Here is a 14,743-nt window from a genome sequence, read left to right as displayed (position 1 = left end):
CTGGATCGTCTTTATGTGAGGAGGTCGATCCGAATGCTATACGCCATACTTTGCTATAATCCAGAAGACGTTGTTGGTTCCTGGAGCAAGGAGGAGGATGACGCCGTGATGGCGCGCCTTGCCGTTGTCCAGGACAAGCTCAGGGAGCAGGGACGGCTCGGTCCCGTCGCGCGTCTGCTTCCAACCACAGCAGCAACGACGCTCAGGAAGAGCAGAGAAGACCCCATCATCATCGACGGCCCCTTCGCCGAGACCAAAGAGCAGCTCCTCGGGTTCTACGTCGTCGAATGCGCGTCCCTGGACGAAGCCATTGATACAGCGCGTGATCTCGCGCGCGCCAACCCCGGGACTGGTTCTTATGAAATCAGGCCGATCGGCATTTTCAGGCCGGGATCGAGTTTCCCATGAGCGAATCCGCCTGGATCGAAGCAGCACTCACCGCCGCCCGCCCGCAGGCGGTCGGTGCACTGCTTCGTTATTTCCGCAATCTGGATATTGCCGAGGAAGCCTTTCAGGAGGCGTGCCTCCGTGCGTTGAAGAACTGGCCAAAGAACGGGCCGCCCCGGGATCCAACTGCCTGGCTGATTTTCGTCGGCCGCAACAGCGCAATCGACGGGGTGCGACGCCAGGCCAAGCAGCAACCCTTGCCGCCGGAGGAAGTGCTGTCCGATCTTGAGGACACCGAGACGGCGATCGTTGAGAAGATCGACGGCTCCGATTACCGCGACGACATCCTGCGGCTTCTGTTCATTTGCTGTCACCCCGATCTACCGGCCACACAACAGATCCCCCTGGCGCTACGCATCGTATCGGGGCTTTCCGTCAGGCAGATCGCGCGCGCCTTCCTCGTCGGCGAGAGCGCCATGGAACAACGAATTACGCGTGCGAAGAGCCGTATCGGGGCCGGCGGAATACCGTTCGAGACACCGGACGCCATCGAGCGGACGGAAAGGCTCGCTGCCGTCGTAGCGATGGTTTATCTGATCTTCAACGAAGGATACTCGGCCGCCGCCGGCGAGCAGCAGGCCCGCCTTCCCCTGTGCGACGAGGCGATAAGACTGGCGCGGTTGCTGCTGCGAATATTTCCTACCGAGCCGGAAATCATGGGGTTGACCGCCCTCATGCTCCTGCAGAACGCCCGTGCCGCCGCTCGTTTTGACGCGGAGGGATCGGTGATATTGCTTGAGGACCAGGACCGGAGCCTCTGGAACCGCAAGATGATCAATGAGGGCCTTGCCCTGATCGACAAGGCCGTGCGCCACAGGCGCCCCGGACCATACCAGATCCAGGCGGCAATCGCCGCGCTGCATGCGCGCGCCTTGCGCGCCGAGGATACCGATTGGGTGGAGATCGATCTGCTCTATTCTGCACTGGAGCGGCTGACGCCATCGCCAGTAATCACGCTCAACCGCGCCGTCGCAGTGGCAAAAGTGCGAGGCCCTGCAGAAGCTCTGGCGATGATCGAGCCATTGGAAGACCGGCTTTCCGGTTATTTCCATTATTTCGGCGTCAAAGGCAACTTGCTGATGAAAATCGGCCGTGCCGACGAGGCGCGCGAGGCCTTCAACCGCGCCATTTCCCTCGCAAATACGGCGGCCGAAGCAGCCCACATTCGCACGCACCTCGACAGGCTTGCGCAGCACTGAACCCTCAACAAAAAATTATGCGTGGCTGTGTCGGATCGGCACTCGCCAGTTCGTCCTTGGTGCAGAAATGATCACACCAGGAGAACACCAATGAGCTTTGATACAACCCCTAATTCCGACCGCGATCTCGTCCTGACCCGCATCATCGACGCGCCGCGCCAGAAAGTCTTCAGGGCATGGACGGACGCCGAACTGTTGAAGCAATGGTTCGCACCCCTGCCCTATACCACACCGCATGCGGAACTCGACGTGCGTGTTGGCGGCGCAAATCTCATCGTCATGCGCGGACCCGATGGCAATGAATTTCCCAATCGGGGCGTCTACCTCGATGTGGTGCAGAATGAGCGGATCGTCGTAACGGACGCCTTTACAAAGGCTTGGGAGCCGTCCGAAAAGCCGTTCATGACGGTGATCCTGACGTTCGAGGAACATGGTGGAAAAACCAAATACACGGCACTCGTCCGTCATTGGACCGCCGCCGATCGCGAAACCCACGAGAAAATGGGGTTCCACGCAGGCTGGGGGAAGTGCACCGACCAGCTTGAAGCCCTTGCTTCGAAGCTTTGACGGGAGAAAATTGTGATGACAAGCGCAACGATCGACGAGAAGGCAGCTGTCGCTACGGCGATTGAAGGCTGGGCGAAAGCGATTTGCGACAAGGATGCGGCGAGAGCCAAATCCCATCTGACCGATGACGTGGTTCAGTTCACCCTTGCCCCGCCATTGCAATACGAGGGCAAGGACGCCGAGGACCTGGAAGCGTGGTTTGCCACCTGGAAGGGCCCTATCGGTGGCGAGGCAAGAGATGTTCAGATCAGCGTCGGAGGCGACGTTGCCTTTGCAAGGAGCCTCGTGCGCATGACCGGCACCAAGACGGACGGATACGAGGTCGATCTCTGGTTCCGGCAGACGCTCGGCCTGATCAGGCAAGCTGGCACATGGCGCATCGCCCATGTGCACACCTCGGTACCGTTTTACATGGACGGCAGTTTTAAAGGCGCGTTCGATCTGACGCCTTAAGCGCCCCATGGCGAGACCTACGACATGTCAATCGGCGTCTTGTGAGCGGCGATATCGTGCGGCAGGATGGTCTGCCGCTCGATCATGCGATGCACCCGTGGATCGGTGACACCGCGATGGAGTTCACGGATCCGGTCGCCGATCGCAGCATCGGCCTGTGTCCTGCGCTGATTGTGGCGCACATATTCGACCCAGGTCGGCGTGTGATAGCTCTCGGTCCAGATCTCGGGGTTCTCGAGATCGCGCATCAGTGCCCAGTGCCCTGCCCCGTCGCGAATGCGCACACGTCGCCGCGCTGCCATGGCTGCGAGGAATTCAGGCACGTCCTCTTCGGCAATAATGTAGTCGATCATGATGACGATTGGTCCGCTTCGCGGTTTCAGATCCAGCGCAAGCAGCGGCTCGCTGAACCGGTTGAGCGGGTCGAGATTGAGCGTCTTGAACTCTGGAAGCGCGTAACGAAGTCCGATCACAGCACCGAAAAGCATGACCGCGCTTGAGGCAAGCAACGCTTTGTCCGCGCCATATTCTGCGGCTGCCAGACCCCATATCCAGCTGCCGCCGGCGATGCCGCCAAAAGTCGTCGTCTGGTACAGAGACAGGGCGCGGCCAACCACCCAACGTGGGGTAGAAAGCTGTACTGTCACGTTGAACAGTGACAGAGCAAGCACCCAGCAGGCACCGGCAGAAAGGAGAGCAGCGTTCGTTGGCCAAACGTTCCGGCTCAATGCTGCAATCGCGGCACTGATGGCAAATCCGGCGAAGGCAATACGCACAATGGATTCGCTCGACAGGAATTCCCGCAGCCGCGCGCTTAGAAGTGCGCCACCAATGGCGCCGATGCCGAACGAACCAAGCATGGTGCCGTAAACCAGCGGCCCGCCCCCGACGAGGTCGCGTGCGACCAGGGGCAGCAGCGCCAGCACCGCGCTGGCAGAAAGACCGAATACAAAGCCGCGAAAGATCACTTTGCCGATGTTTGGCGACATCGCCACGTAGCGCAGGCCTGCCGATACGGCGCGTCCGAGCGTTTCGCGCGGCAACGGGTTCGGGTCATACTTGGGCTGCCAGCGAAGCAGCGCGAAAATCAGAGCGAGGTAACTGACAGCATTGACCGCAAAGGCGGCGGCAGCGCCAGCCACGGCAACGATCAAACCGCCGATGGCCGGACCAACGCTACGGGTGATGTTGAATCCCATGCTGTTGAGGGCCACCGCTGCGGGAAGGTCGTCGCGTGGAACCATGTCGCCGACGGAGGCCTGCCATGAGGGGTTGTTCAACGCCGTTCCGCAACCGAGGAGAAAGGTGAACGTCAGCAGCAGCCATGGCGTGATGAGGCCGAAGTAGGCGCAGACCGTCAGCAGTACAGAGATGGAGACCATAAAGAACTGCGCGATCAGCATGACCCTGCGCCGGTTGAAATTATCTGCCAGTGCCCCGGAGAGGAGGGAAAAGAGCATTATGGGCAGAGCAGTCGAGGCCTGCACCAGGGCGACCATATCGACAGAATTCGAAATGGTCGTCATCATCCAGGCCGCGCCGACCGCCTGGATCAGGGAACCGAAATTCGAGGATAGGCTGGCAATCCAGATGGTGCGGAAGGTCTCGTGCTTGAACGGAGCGAGTGGCGATTTTCGGTCTGTCACCTCATCAACTTTCCTGTTGGGGCAAGGCGGGCATGGATAGAATCCCCGTTATAAGCGAGCCGATCCGGAATGCCAGAACCTGTTTCATTCAACTTACGTTTTCAATCTTAAGGAACCGTGGGTGTGAATATGATGCGGTCTGCACTGCGCCTACTTGCCACGCCCGCTTTCGCGTCTGACCATTGAATGGTTGGGAAGACGGCGGTTATCGAAGCGTCTCTTTGGGGTAGGAGTGGTGCGATACGAAGACCGCCTGTCCGGCGACTTTTGATCCGGTTCGTTCCGCTTGGGAGCATCGGCACCGGGGTTGCCCTTGTCCGAGCAACACATGCGTCGCCTACGCGCCCCTTAGAGTGCTCGTCCGCCGGCATGAGTCATGACCCCGGAAAATTCCAGCTCCGGATGGCCCAAAGACGGGGAGCACGTCAATTTGCCCAAAGTTGTTTTCATTTTTGGCTTACTTTTTGGAGCAGGAACTCAGTATCGGTGTCATTGCTTTTACATGCTCATCGATCCGATCGAGCACTTTCGCCGGAACAACGTCACGCTCAGGCAGTTGCCACCAGTGCTCGTTGACGAGTTCGACGGCCTCGACCACTATCTTCAGGACGGCCGGCTCCGGAAGCCTTGCACGGTTTGCAAATGCCTTCCATCGCGGTGCGGTTAGCGCCTTGAACGAACGCTCTCCTCCAAGCGAAAGTGCCATGGCGTCGGCGCGAATGTATGGCACGGTCGACAGGGCGTCGTAGATTGGTGCAAGCGCCGGCCTGTCGCCGTTTCCGGGATAGATCAACGACCAGTTCTTCAGGTGCATATCGCCATTGCCGGTGATGACAGTCAACGCCAGGCGGCGGACGAATTCGAGTGCCGCTGTAGGCGACACGGCCACGCCAAGAGCCGAGGCAATGTCGTGATAAGCGGCGCCCTCATATTTGCGCGAGGGATAGACGCCGAAGACCTGCGCGAAATCCTCGATGTGAATCCTATCTCCCTCAGCGTCGCGATCGAAGCGTTTGACGAGAAGCACCTTGCCTTCCGACAACGTGTCGAATTCCTCGGGAATGCCGTCGAAATCGGACTTCTCGACCAGCTCGCGTTCAGGAACCTCCATACCTATCGCTGCGGCCAGCGCGAGGTTAGCAAATTCGTTCTCGGAAACGCCCGGAAACGCGATGGAAGGAAACTTGGCGATGTACCGGCCCTGCTCGTCGTCCATCGGCAAGGTCAGGCCGCCGCCTTTTCCCGTATTCTTCATGACCGACAGCTTCATCTGCACGCCGGCAAGTGAAAATCGAGCCTTGGGCTTGTCCTTTGAAGCATCCTGCGCAACCGCTATCGCCCCGTCACTGGGCACGACCCGCACTGCCCCCGGCAGATCGGTGCCAAGCGCCGCCAGCAGATCGAAATCATTGCCCGGCCGCACATTGGCGCCGTGGTGCTTTTCCATCGCCTCGCGCAGCTTCTCCTCCGGAAGGAGGTTTGCGAAGAAAGCTGGCAAGGCGCCGGCCAGAGGCTTCGGATCTTTCCGCAATCCTCCCGTCGCTGCCCGGAACGACAGGCTAAGAACCGGAAAGCCGCCTGTCGCGCGATAAGCCTCATTGAGGTTGAACGCGACGAAATCACCCGGTGTCCTGACGATCGTTCCGACCTTCAGCGTGCTCAAGAGCACGTCCAGTGACGGGATCGTCTTAGGTGCGTGAAAGACTGGGGCCATGATCATCATCGTCAGGTTGAGAAACAAAGGCGGGTAGGTCGTCGTCACTATGCGGACGTAACAGAGCCTGGACAGCCGGCACCATGACTTGCGGAACCAGCATCATTTCCAGACCGAGCGCGCGAGCGACATTCATCAGCGTCGTCGCACGCGCCGCCGCGGTTCCCTTTTCGATGTCGCGATATCGGGGGCGAGATATGCCTGCCAAATCAGCGACCTGTTCCTGCGTCATGGCGGCAGCCAGCCTCGCATGCCTGAGGATATCACCGAGTTCACACAAAATTTCCGATTCAGACCCTATCATGATACTCATACGATACATGATCATCCGATATGATATGCAAAGGTCTCTAAGGTATCTCATCGAACGCGTAAAGTCAACCTCTAAATGATCTGTTTAGATATCATGCATAATAACAATGATATGCAAAGAGATCAAAATCCTGCATTCGAAACCTACCTGAGCTCTGGTTCGATATCGACCTCGATTATCTGCTGGATCTGGCGGCAAAAAAACTCCGGCACCGGGCACGTCAAAAAGTTACGCTTTTTGATTGTAAGGGAAAATCGCCGCGAAATTTTTTTGAGGTTTCGCCAGCTATCGGGTCAGTCGGGCGATTTTTAGACCTCGCGGCCTCCGACAACGCACCCGACGCTGCGTCTAAAAGTACCGTCATCAAACCATATCGCGCTTAGAAAACCGATGCCATTGAGCCTCGGCACCGGCTGCATTGATAGTTGCGCATGGACCGTCGTGGTTGCGCGTAGAGTTCTATTTGCAACCTCGAAATGCTATCCGTCGACCCAGGGACCACCGGCGACCCGCTGCGCATTGAAAGGCGCAGCCTCAGTCGTTGCGATCGTGGGTGGCATCACAAGTTCGGGTCGACAGCCAACGCGATGATTGAAGCGTTCCTCGCATAGAGCTGTCACACGCACTGAGCACGGTCTGTGCGCTGCTGACGATCCCGGCCGGTGCCCGATAAACGCCTTTCTTTGAGCGTCAGTTAAAAAAAACAAGGAGGATCGCCATGCGGACGCTACTGGCAGCCGTGGTTCTGGTGTCGGGGTCTGCCTCGTCCCACGCCCAGGACGACGTATGGAAGGCATCCAGCAACACGGCGACGGCTGTCACCGGGGATATCACTCTTGGAACCGATCGGATCGTTTTTGCCAATGGAGAGAGCATCAGGCTCGTTCCCGTCGAAGGCCGGCTTGGCGTGTTCAAGGTCGACCCTCCGGCCAATCCTGTGCTTATGAACGGCAACCGCCTGTGCGGCGAGAAGGATGTGATGTATGTCGTTCTTGCCCAGGGAAGCACTGTCTCCCTTTTCATGAAGGTATTCGAGGGGCCTGATGTGCCTCAGGAAGCTGTGGCCGATCCGAAACCGCAGAAGGGAACCTGCGCGCTATACAGTTTCACGCGCTAAATTTCAGCAAGGCCGCTCGCCACATGCTAGAGCCCCGTTCCACCAAGCCGAGGACGGCGACGTAGCCTGCACTCAGCGGTCGGATTTACAAGTGCTTGAGATAGTGCCGCCAGCAACGAGCCTCACTGGTTGTGCAAGTGTCGCTTAGTACCAGCGCCCTCGACCGTACCAGCCGCCTCCACCTAACAACAGCAGAATCAAAACAATAAGAAGAAGTGTGGTGAGATCCATATCATTTTACTCCGAAAAACTGAACTGTTCGATACGCATAACGCAGTGTCGTACTGTATGTTCCGTTGTGCGTGCAGAGGGATCATTAGAGCGTCGTGCAAAATCGGCGCAGTTCTGTGCCCTGGATAATCGAACTTGCTCTAGCGTCCGCGCCTGAACAGAATCTCGCCCTTGCCGGATACAGCATTGTCGCCACCGTATCTGCCCGGCTTTTGACCGAGCAAAGGCCGCGCCAATATCTTCTCGTCCACGAGAAAGCGGTCGAACAAATCTGAAAAGGCAATGTCCGGTTCGCCGCATGGCATGAAGGTCGGAACAAGATTTTCTGGACGGCGATCAAACAGCAGGGAGCCGCGTTTCATGAGATATCCTGGCATGGCACCAACGCGCCCCTTCACGACGATCGTGCCGGCGATCATGCGATAACCAGCATAGTCGCCGCAGCCCTTGAGGATTGCGATGACACCGCGGCGAAGACGATCTCCCGCATAATTGCCTGCCTTGCCGTTAACGATCAGCACACCACCTTCCATGCCGACGATCTCGCCCGCGAGCGGTCCGCCGATATTATCTCCGGCATTGCCTTTGATCTCGATGCGGCCGCCAGACATGCCGGAGCCGGCGTGGTCACCGGCACCGCCCTCGATGATCAGCGATCCGCCGGACATCTCCCTGCCGGCCTGGTTGCCGACATTGCCTGTGACGCGGATCGAGCCGCCGATCATCCTCGAACCAACCTTGTCGAGGCGCGAGCTACTGCCTTCGACGACGAGGCTGTCCGCATCCTTGCCCGTGATTTTGAGGATATCGCCAGCCAGCACAGGATTGCGGCCCGTCCCGATCCGGAGCTTGGCGATCTGCAACGCGGTCAGGCCAGCGAGGGCAGCCGGGGTCAGGCCGGACAGGTCCAGACGTTCTTCAGGTTCGGCGAGGAGCGAGAAGGTCAGCGCTTTCATGGCAGCAAATCCTTCAGGTGATAGTGAAACTTGCCGAGCTTACCGCCATAATTGCCAGCACTGATCCGAAGCGCGCCACGCTTCGGGCCGAGATCGATGACGGCTTTCAGTCCTGCCCGCATGGCGGCGGCAACGGCGTCGCTGGTCTCGCCATCGATAACGACTTCAAGCACTGCATTGACGTCGGGCGTCAGGGCACTGTTGACGACACCGCGCAGCGTCGGCGCGAAGGCGTCATTGGTTGACGCCATCATGCCCTTGTACTTGCCGCCGACCTTCGAGCCCGACCGGACCACGCCACCCGGAAATGGCATGATCGCGCCTGGAACCTTCCCGATAGCAGCTACGGCTCGCTCGGCGGCATGCAAGGCCTTTGCATTATCGGCAGCCAGGAACAACAGGTTACCGCCGCCGACGGCATTCTTGGTCAATCCCGTTGTTGCCTCGCACAGGAATTCGCCATCCATGACAGGCACGCGCCAATAGTGTCTGCCGCCGAATTTCTTCGATATCTGCCAGCCGTCGCCGAAATAGCGCAGCGCGTTGCCGAGATCGAGCGGAGCGGACCCTTCGAGCCCGGCGAAACACGCGCTGCCCGGTGAGGTCAGGACACATTGCCCGAGCCGGCTCTTCAGCTGTTTCTGCAATTCGTCCGTGCCCATGGCAAAGATCATGACACGGCAGCCGGGGCGGCCATCCGGGGTTTTGCTTTCCGGCAGATCGACATCGATGGCTGCCTCGCAACCGCAGCCGATGACGGATGTCGCATAACCCGTCATGGTGATCGCCGCCTGCCGCGCCCATCCAAGCGTCGGCGCAGTGATGACGATCGCGGTCGCCCGCATGCCGAAGGCCTCGGCAAAAGTGTTGTCGATCACGACGCCATTGCGGGTCAGCTGTTGCATTTGACCTCCGCAAATGGCTCGTCGCGGCTAATGGCGGAATCGGGGAAGGTGAACCAGTCGAGCGACAGGCCGTAGTGCTCGTCGTGATAGTCCTTCATGCGCTTGACCATTGCCTTGTCCGGCGGCGGGTTGAGCCGCAGGGTCTTGCCCCAACGATAGTGGGTTACCTTGCCATTCTTCACCACGAGATCACCATTCTTGAAAACCAGCGCCGCCTCCCGGAACATCTTGGCGATGTCCCTGCCCTTGCGATAGACCGCAATATCGGCAATGGCCCCGGCCCCAAGATGGCCGCGATCCTTGAGGCCAAGCAAGCGGGCCGGAGCGGCACGGGTCATGATCGCAATTTCTTCGACCGTATACTCACGGCGCACCGAAGCGAGTGTCGTCAGCTCCAGCGCTGTCGTATTCAACTCCGCAGATTTGGCATCACGGGCGCCGCTGCTCATCAGCAATTCGAACAATTCCGGATAGGCGGTGAAGGGCGCGCCATTCGGGTGGTCGGTGGTGAAGTACACGCGCCACGGGTCGGTGATCAGAAGGAAGAGCTCAAGGCCGACCGCCCATTGGAGCGAGCCGTAATAATCCTGTTTGTAGCGATAGGGAACGATGCCGCCACCGCCATTGCCATCACCGTCCATGATGACGGTCTTTTTCGGATTGGCGTTGCCGATTGCCGTAAACTGCCGCATCACATCCGAGGAGATCGTCACGGTCTGGCCGAACATCACCTGGCCGATATCGATCGAAACGTCCGGATTGGCATTGACCAGTTCTGCCAGACGCGCTGCCTCGGAGGAGAATTTGCGCTTGCCCTCGGTGCCGTAGCCATAGAACTGCAGATGAGCCAGATGCAGCGGTACGCCCTCGGTCGCAGCAATGGTGTCTGCCGCCGTATCCGCGCTGCCGGCAATGCCGAGATTATTGCAATGAACATGCAAAGGATGCGGTATGCCGAGCCTGGTCACGGATGCCTGCAGTGACTTGACGATCTTGCGCGAGCTGATGCCGTATTCAGGCACAGTATCGTCGAGCGAGAAGGACCGGACATTTTCCTTGAATGCCGCAGCAGCTCCGGCATTAATCACCTTCACGCCGAGGGCACGAGTCGAACCCACGACCCAGGCAACGTAGTCGTCGAGCATCGCCGATGACTTGCCGTTGCGGAGCAGCGACAGGGTGAAATCGTCATTGCCGAGAATGGCGAGCGTCGCCTTGTCGATGATCGGGATGTCAGCGAGTTCGAGATGCGTATGCAGGGCGGTGTATGGCGCCATGGCGGGCTCGACCACGGTGGTAAAACCCATCTGCGCGTAGAGGCAGCCGGTCTGGAACGTCGACCAGCCTGCATTGGACAGGGGCGTATTGGCAGGTCGCGGCAGGTGTGCCGCGTGATGTTCAGGCATCAGCAGCCGCGCCGTGTTCACATTGCCGCCGCCTATATGCGAATGAATATCGATGGCGCCGGCCATGACGACGCAGCCCGAAACATCGTGTGTCTCCCCGGCAGTCTCGCCTTGTGGCGGGTCGATCAGCACGCCATCCCTGATCCAGACATCGCGCTGGCTGGTGCCGCCACTGACCGGGTCGACGACCTCTCCTCCGACAAGCCGGGTCAGCATGGCAAGGCCTTTCTGCCAGGCAAAGAATTGGCCAGTTGCCGCACGATATTTGCAACGCTTGGCAGCGGCGATGGCGCGGTGGCGGCAAGAGCCCGGAATGTTCCGATCCGGCTGGAATAGGCCACGCCGTCATGGTCGACGCCAGGCTTGCCAACGGCAATGGTAACCGCGGCACCCGACGCGGGTGCTTCCGTCCTGCTTAGCGAAATCACGGCGGCCGTCCCCCCTCTGGGGGGAGTTTCACCACCCCGCGAAGACACCCAGACATGAAGATCCGCTTCCTTGTCACGGATCATCCGCTGGACGTCCCACCGCACCGGGTCATAGCTTGGGAGGCTATTCGAGAATCCTGTCCGGGTTGGAAATCCGGTCATCCAAAGGGAGGTAAGGGCTGTGCCCCAGGCATCGTCGTCGGCGGGCAGGAACACGCTGCTGGCGCGCCCCTTCCTGTTCAGATCGGCAATCAGGCCCTGCAGCATGGCCAGGCCCGGCGCGTCACCGGAAGTGCCGGAAAAGACAAAGACGGGAAACTGGCTTTTGGCAAGGGCTTTCCTGAACTGTTCAATACCGCCCAGCGAACGCGCCACCTGGCGGTCCTGCAGTTGGGCGCGTAGTACGGCAAGCGCACCGCCAAGTGACAGACCCTCGGCTCCGAGCGAAACGGCTTTGAGTTGCCGCGCAAGTTTGGCGGCCGCGTTCATTTCCCCGTGAATGTGGAACCATGTTCGCTTGCCGCGATCGCCGAGATCGGGCTGCGTGCCCGCCCATGACAGCAACATGTCGTGATGCGCCGCGGGAATATCACCGACGAGAATGATGAGGCTCGACCGCCGCCGCGCCTCGCCCGGCGTCGTGAACATGCCGCCATGGTCGGTAAACAGCGTCACCTCTTTCGCAAGCACGTCGCCGAGAGCGTGATCGTAAGCGCCGCCTAACCGTTCAATGAGAGCGATGGCACTGCGTGTACCATGCACATCCGTATCGAGGGTGAAGACTGGACAGCGGCTTGATGCCAGAAGCTTCGCAGCATTCTGAATTGCATCCATCAAAGAGACCGGCTGGCTGCCTATCCATGCAACCGACATATTCCGCAACTTTCTGGTGCCAAGATTAGCTTAGCCACTTCTTTTTCGATTGTGAACCCTGTCACCAGGCAAAAATCATGCGGTCAATCGTCGTACTTAACATAGGCGAAGCGCTGGTCAGATTGCGGCGTTCCTTCCAGCGATCCCGCCTCTTTGCCCGGTTGCCACTGAACGACGCTTTCGATCTTTTTGGCAAGCTCGAAATCCTTGTCGGTGATGCCCTTTGCGGCATGATTCTGTAATAGGACCTCCACCCATGCATAAGAAGCCTTGAGATCAGGATGATGCCAGGCGGCTTCCGCCAGATGTCCGACAGTGTTGATCACCATCAGTGTCGATTTCCAGCTATGGGTCTTGTATTTGCGGCGAATCCAGCCGTTCTCATAGCGCCAATGCGGCAATTCCTCTTTCAGTTTTGCTACAATTTCGCTCTCCGAGTAGACCTTCTCCTTCGGTCCGGCGTTCTTCGTTTCATCGTTCATTTTGTATTGTCCTCCTATTCTTTGCGCATCATGCTTGCGCCTCGTTTGAAAGACGATATCATAGTGCAGGGCCCGATTTTTGAGATTATGTAAAGAATACGCAAATGTCGGAATCCGTCACGATCAAAGTCCCGGCCCGCCTGCATCTTGGCTTTCTTGATATACCGCGTTCAGGTCACGACCGGTTCGGGAGCGTCGGTCTCCCCATTCAGGATATCGCTACCGTCCTGACAGTTTCCCGTGCGGCGGACACACAGGTTCATGGCGAGGAGCAGAACCGCATCCTGCGGCATGCCGCCACGCTCTGCGCACATCTCGGGATCAAGGCGCAGCACCGGATCACAGTGCAAAGTGCCATACCGAGACATGTCGGCCTTGGCTCGGGCACGCAGATCGCACTGGCCGTTTCGGCAGCACTGCGCACGCTGCATTCCCTGCCACTGGACATATCCAACGATGCTGCCCTGCTCGGGCGCGGTTCCCGGTCGGGGATCGGCATTGCCGCATTCGAAGAAGGCGGCGTGATTTTCGATGCAGGCAAGGGACTTGGCGGCGAGGCTCCAACAGTCATCTCGCGCATGCCATTTCCGGAAGACTGGCGCATCATTCTCGTGCTCGACACCTTTACACAGGGCATTCACGGCGAGGCCGAGATCGAAGCGTTCCGGACGTTGCCGCCCTTCCCGGCCCCCACCTCGGCCTTGATCTGCCGCCACGTGTTGATGGGCCTGATGCCGGCACTGATCGAACAGGATATTGCCTCGTTCGGCAGGGCTGTGGGAGCCATCCAGACCGAGATCGGCACCTACTTTGCGCCGGCACAGGGCGGCGTATTTACCAGCAGGCAGGTCGAGGCAACCTTGCATCGCCTGGCGAAGGCTGGCGCCTTCGGGATCGGCCAGAGCTCCTGGGGCCCGACAGGCTTTGCCTTTGCCGCTTCGCAGTCCGACGCGGAACGCATCGTCGACGAGATCGGGGGACGTTCTCCCGGCACAACGATCCAGATTGTTGCGGGCAGAAATGCGGGGGCGGATATCACGCACACCGCCTTGAACCTCGCCAGAGCTTAAAAAATGGGCACCATCACTAATACGGAGCGGATAAAATGAGCCGCAAGACGATCCTTCATATGCTGACCCCCCTCCGGCACATGAGCCCCTTCGACGTCAATATGGCGCTCGATGCGGGTTACGACGCAGTGATCCCCTATACGGATGTCAGCCTTGCCGATGTGGGCAATCTGGTCCAGGACGCCATCTTCTCGCGCCCACCGGATGCAGGCGTCGCAACGGGCATTTTCCTTGCAGGCAAGGATGCGCCGCTCGCGCTCGATATGCTGGACGTGGCGAAGAAATCCATGGTCCCGCCCTTCGAGATCTCGGTATTCGCCGATCCGGCAGGGTCATTCACCACCGCAGCGGCAATGGTCGCCAAGGTCGAGAAAGCGCTGATCAAGCACCACGATCGCGAGTTGAACGGCACATCGGTGGCCATCTTTGGCGCGACCGGTGTCGTCGGCTACTGCACCGCAGTGATTGCCGCCGGCGAAGGCGCCAAGGTGACCATCGTCGGGCATGACGGGATCGAGCGCGTTCAAGAGATAGCCGCCTCCATGAAGGAGCGGTTCGATGTAACGGTCGAACCCGCAGATGGTTCGACCGAAGCCCAGAAAACCGCTGTGATCAGGGATTCGGAGGTGGTCCTGACAGCTGCGAAAGCCGGTGTGCAGGTGATCTCGAAAGCACAACTTGGTTCTGCAGGCGGTCTCCTTGTCGCGGCGGATGTGAATGCCGTCCCGCCGGCCGGTATCGAAGGTCTGAAAGTCAATGCCAATGGGGAGACACTCGATGCGACACAGGCTGTCGGCATTGGTCCGCTTTCCATCGGCAACGTAAAATACAAGACGCAGGCTGGTTTGTTCGAACAGATGATCAAAGCCGAAAAGGCCGTTATCTTTGACTTTCGGGACGCTTTCATCCTTGCCCGCAGCATCGCAAAATAAGCCC

The 14,743-nt window shown here is 59.1% G+C and carries 15 protein-coding genes; 7 read left to right on the top strand and 8 right to left on the bottom strand.

What is annotated here, in order from left to right; translation table 11 throughout:
• The first annotated feature begins 33 nt into the window (after positions 1 to 33).
• The 4 genes from CU102_RS11450 to CU102_RS11435 all read left to right on the top strand — a co-directional run bounded on the left by CU102_RS11450 (position 34) and on the right by CU102_RS11435 (position 2,666).
• Entirely contained in the window at positions 34 to 408 is a 375-nt protein-coding gene (locus CU102_RS11450) for a YciI family protein (RefSeq protein WP_106711223.1), read from the top strand.
• Positions 405 to 1,646: an RNA polymerase sigma factor gene (locus tag CU102_RS11445; RefSeq protein ID WP_106711222.1), complete on the top strand. Its 1,242-nt coding sequence runs from the start codon at positions 405 to 407 to the stop codon at positions 1,644 to 1,646. The genes CU102_RS11450 and CU102_RS11445 overlap by 4 nt, the downstream gene beginning before the upstream one ends.
• Before the next feature lie 90 nt (positions 1,647 to 1,736).
• A complete protein-coding gene (locus tag CU102_RS11440) occupies positions 1,737 to 2,213 on the top strand; it encodes an SRPBCC family protein (RefSeq protein ID WP_106711221.1) in 477 nt (158 codons plus the stop codon).
• A gap of 15 nt (positions 2,214 to 2,228) precedes the next feature.
• Entirely contained in the window at positions 2,229 to 2,666 is a 438-nt protein-coding gene (locus tag CU102_RS11435; protein ID WP_106711220.1) for a YybH family protein, read from the top strand.
• 17 nt (positions 2,667 to 2,683) lie between these two features.
• On the opposite strand, the gene CU102_RS11430 is transcribed toward CU102_RS11435, so the two are convergent.
• From CU102_RS11430 to CU102_RS11420, 3 genes are all read right to left on the bottom strand, one after another.
• Positions 2,684 to 4,312, bottom strand: a complete 1,629-nt coding sequence (locus CU102_RS11430) for an MFS transporter (RefSeq protein ID WP_106711219.1) — start codon at positions 4,310 to 4,312, stop codon at positions 2,684 to 2,686.
• A gap of 457 nt (positions 4,313 to 4,769) precedes the next feature.
• Positions 4,770 to 6,026: a type II toxin-antitoxin system HipA family toxin gene (locus CU102_RS11425; RefSeq protein ID WP_106711317.1), complete on the bottom strand. Its 1,257-nt coding sequence runs from the start codon at positions 6,024 to 6,026 to the stop codon at positions 4,770 to 4,772.
• Positions 6,001 to 6,330, bottom strand: coding sequence for a helix-turn-helix domain-containing protein (locus tag CU102_RS11420; protein ID WP_208113811.1), 330 nt, complete (start codon positions 6,328 to 6,330; stop codon positions 6,001 to 6,003). The genes CU102_RS11425 and CU102_RS11420 overlap by 26 nt, the downstream gene beginning before the upstream one ends.
• Positions 6,331 to 7,057: 727 nt before the next feature.
• Between CU102_RS11420 and CU102_RS11415 the strand changes: the two genes are divergently transcribed.
• Complete coding sequence (locus CU102_RS11415; protein WP_106711218.1) at positions 7,058 to 7,456, top strand: hypothetical protein; 399 nt, start codon at positions 7,058 to 7,060, stop codon at positions 7,454 to 7,456.
• A 371-nt stretch (positions 7,457 to 7,827) separates the two neighbouring features.
• Here the strand turns inward: CU102_RS11415 and CU102_RS11410 are convergent, their stop codons facing one another.
• From CU102_RS11410 to CU102_RS11390, 5 genes are all read right to left on the bottom strand, one after another.
• Complete coding sequence (locus CU102_RS11410; RefSeq protein WP_106711217.1) at positions 7,828 to 8,643, bottom strand: formylmethanofuran dehydrogenase subunit C; 816 nt, start codon at positions 8,641 to 8,643, stop codon at positions 7,828 to 7,830.
• Positions 8,640 to 9,548, bottom strand: a complete 909-nt coding sequence (fhcD, locus tag CU102_RS11405; protein ID WP_106711216.1) for a formylmethanofuran--tetrahydromethanopterin N-formyltransferase — start codon at positions 9,546 to 9,548, stop codon at positions 8,640 to 8,642. The genes CU102_RS11410 and fhcD overlap by 4 nt, the downstream gene beginning before the upstream one ends.
• Positions 9,536 to 11,170 carry a formylmethanofuran dehydrogenase subunit A gene (locus CU102_RS11400; RefSeq protein ID WP_106711215.1) on the bottom strand — a complete coding sequence of 545 codons (1,635 nt, stop codon included), beginning with the start codon at positions 11,168 to 11,170 and terminating at the stop codon, positions 9,536 to 9,538. Before CU102_RS11400 ends, fhcD begins: the two co-directional genes overlap by 13 nt.
• Positions 11,164 to 12,216, bottom strand: a complete 1,053-nt coding sequence (locus CU102_RS11395; protein WP_106711214.1) for a molybdopterin-binding domain-containing protein — start codon at positions 12,214 to 12,216, stop codon at positions 11,164 to 11,166. The genes CU102_RS11400 and CU102_RS11395 overlap by 7 nt, the downstream gene beginning before the upstream one ends.
• 122 nt (positions 12,217 to 12,338) lie before the next feature.
• Positions 12,339 to 12,737: a 4a-hydroxytetrahydrobiopterin dehydratase gene (locus CU102_RS11390; protein WP_106711213.1), complete on the bottom strand. Its 399-nt coding sequence runs from the start codon at positions 12,735 to 12,737 to the stop codon at positions 12,339 to 12,341.
• A 104-nt stretch (positions 12,738 to 12,841) separates the two neighbouring features.
• Between CU102_RS11390 and CU102_RS11385 the strand changes: the two genes are divergently transcribed.
• Positions 12,842 to 13,807, top strand: coding sequence for a beta-ribofuranosylaminobenzene 5'-phosphate synthase family protein (locus CU102_RS11385; RefSeq protein WP_106711212.1), 966 nt, complete (start codon positions 12,842 to 12,844; stop codon positions 13,805 to 13,807).
• Between the two features lie 35 nt (positions 13,808 to 13,842).
• The gene (locus CU102_RS11380; protein ID WP_106711211.1) at positions 13,843 to 14,739 is read left to right on the top strand and encodes an NAD(P)-dependent methylenetetrahydromethanopterin dehydrogenase; all 897 of its coding nucleotides are present in this window, start codon (positions 13,843 to 13,845) and stop codon (positions 14,737 to 14,739) included.
• Positions 14,740 to 14,743: the final 4 nt, after the last annotated feature.

Origin of the sequence: Phyllobacterium brassicacearum (assembly GCF_003010955.1) — a bacterium.
GTDB classification, from domain to species: Bacteria; Pseudomonadota; Alphaproteobacteria; order Rhizobiales; family Rhizobiaceae; genus Phyllobacterium; species Phyllobacterium brassicacearum.
Note: the sequence above shows the minus strand (reverse complement) of the source record. Positions and strands in the feature narration are given on the sequence as shown.

What these genes read in the sequence shown, in the direction of transcription:
- CU102_RS11415 (WP_106711218.1), top strand. Translation starts at nt 7,058, where the DNA reads ATGCGGACGCTACTGGCAGCCGTGGTTCTGGTGTCGGGGTCTGCCTCG.
- CU102_RS11420 (WP_208113811.1), bottom strand. Translation starts at nt 6,330, where the DNA reads ATGATAGGGTCTGAATCGGAAATTTTGTGTGAACTCGGTGATATCCTC.
- CU102_RS11410 (WP_106711217.1), bottom strand. Translation starts at nt 8,643, where the DNA reads ATGAAAGCGCTGACCTTCTCGCTCCTCGCCGAACCTGAAGAACGTCTG.
- CU102_RS11400 (WP_106711215.1), bottom strand. Translation starts at nt 11,170, where the DNA reads ATGCTGACCCGGCTTGTCGGAGGAGAGGTCGTCGACCCGGTCAGTGGC.
- CU102_RS11385 (WP_106711212.1), top strand. Translation starts at nt 12,842, where the DNA reads ATGTCGGAATCCGTCACGATCAAAGTCCCGGCCCGCCTGCATCTTGGC.
- CU102_RS11390 (WP_106711213.1), bottom strand. Translation starts at nt 12,737, where the DNA reads ATGAACGATGAAACGAAGAACGCCGGACCGAAGGAGAAGGTCTACTCG.
- CU102_RS11435 (WP_106711220.1), top strand. Translation starts at nt 2,229, where the DNA reads ATGACAAGCGCAACGATCGACGAGAAGGCAGCTGTCGCTACGGCGATT.
- fhcD (WP_106711216.1), bottom strand. Translation starts at nt 9,548, where the DNA reads ATGCAACAGCTGACCCGCAATGGCGTCGTGATCGACAACACTTTTGCC.
- CU102_RS11380 (WP_106711211.1), top strand. Translation starts at nt 13,843, where the DNA reads ATGAGCCGCAAGACGATCCTTCATATGCTGACCCCCCTCCGGCACATG.
- CU102_RS11450 (WP_106711223.1), top strand. Translation starts at nt 34, where the DNA reads ATGCTATACGCCATACTTTGCTATAATCCAGAAGACGTTGTTGGTTCC.
- CU102_RS11425 (WP_106711317.1), bottom strand. Translation starts at nt 6,026, where the DNA reads ATGGCCCCAGTCTTTCACGCACCTAAGACGATCCCGTCACTGGACGTG.
- CU102_RS11440 (WP_106711221.1), top strand. Translation starts at nt 1,737, where the DNA reads ATGAGCTTTGATACAACCCCTAATTCCGACCGCGATCTCGTCCTGACC.
- CU102_RS11445 (WP_106711222.1), top strand. Translation starts at nt 405, where the DNA reads ATGAGCGAATCCGCCTGGATCGAAGCAGCACTCACCGCCGCCCGCCCG.
- CU102_RS11395 (WP_106711214.1), bottom strand. Translation starts at nt 12,216, where the DNA reads ATGGATGCAATTCAGAATGCTGCGAAGCTTCTGGCATCAAGCCGCTGT.